At 64.5% G+C, this 1,374-nt stretch carries 1 pseudogene; it reads right to left on the bottom strand.

What is annotated here, in order from left to right:
- Window positions 1-169: 169 nt before the first annotated feature.
- Window positions 170-1,320, bottom strand: a pseudogene (locus PQR02_RS40410) (IS3 family transposase); the annotation flags it as partial.
- Between the last annotated feature and the right edge of the window lie 54 nt (window positions 1,321-1,374).

Raw genomic sequence — 1,374 nt, 5'->3', positions numbered from 1 at the left:
GGGGATGACCCGTTTCGGTGGACGGTTACGTAGTTGAATTTTGAGCGGATAGGTTACCTCCGTTTGAAGCGGTGCTGCGAGTTGTCCACGGCCGGTCGGCGGGTCGCCTGTCACGACCACGACGCCGGCCGGCGGTGGACAACTCGCATGTGGATGAGGTTGGTTTTTGCGCTGCATGCAGCTGTTCGTAAATAATCGGCGAGCGATAGCCGAGCCCGCTGTGACGGCGAAGCGGGTTGTACCACGCCTCCAGGAAGTGGAAGATCTCGCGCCGCGCCTGTTCATGCGTGGCGAAGTGCGAGCGCGCCAGCAGCTCGCATTCAAGGGTGGCGAAAAAACTTTCGCACATGGCGTTGTCGAAGCAGTCGCCAACGCTGCCCATGGACGGACGCACACCGGCCTCGCGGCAGCGTCGCCCGAATGCGATCGAGGTGTATTGGCATCCTTGATCGGAGTGATGGATGACGCCATTGGGACGGCGTTGCGCCAGCGCCATGTCCAGCGCCCGTAGCATCAGTTCGGTGTACAGATGACTTGACATCGACCAGCCGACGATGCGGCGGCTGAACACATCCAGCACCACCGCCAGATACAGAAACCCTTCGCCGGTCGGTACATAGGTCGCATCGGCCACCCACAGCCGGTTGGGCGCGTCGGCGCTGAAGTGGCGTTGTACCAGATCGGGGGCCGGCCGCGCATCGGGCTGGCGCCGCGTGGTGGTGAACCGGCGCCGCCGGCTCACGCCGCATAGACCCGCGATACGCATCAGGCGGGCGACCCGCTTGCGCCCCACGTGAACGCCCTGAGTAGTCAGTTCGGCGTGAATGCGGGGCATCCCATAGGTGCCGTGCGAGCGGGCGTGGATGGCGCGGATACGGGCCAGCAGCTCGGCATCACTGCGTGCCCGTTTCGATGGCCCGCGTCCCAGCCACGCGTAAAAGCCGCTGGCGGAGACCTCCAGCAGCCGCGCCATCGTCGCAATGGGCCAGATGGCCTGATTCGCTTTCATGAACTCGAACCCTTGTCGGGCACGGTCCCGGTCTCCCGGGCGAACCAGGCCGCGGCTTTTGAAAGTATGTCCCGCTCAACCTCGAGCTGGCGAACCTTGCGGCGCAGCCGTGTCAGTTCCTCGCGCTCGGCGGTGGTCAGCCCGTCGTGCCGTCTGCCTGCGTCACGATCGGCCTGCGCCACCCAGTTGTAGATGGTTTGTGCGGTCGGCTCGAACTCCTTCGCCAGTTCCTCCGGCGTACGCCCTGCCTTCACCAGTTCGACCATCTGGGCCCGGAATTCCGCCGGGTACGGGGTGCGATGCTTCGCCATGGTGGGCACCTCCTGTTCCAAAGGATAGGTGTCCACGAAAGCGGGTCAACTCCA

The sequence above is a fragment of the Paraburkholderia sediminicola genome, assembly GCF_046026895.1.
GTDB lineage: Bacteria > Pseudomonadota > Gammaproteobacteria > Burkholderiales > Burkholderiaceae > Paraburkholderia > Paraburkholderia sediminicola_C.
The sequence above is the reverse complement of the archived record's forward strand: the minus strand, read 5'-3'. Positions and strand labels throughout refer to the sequence as shown.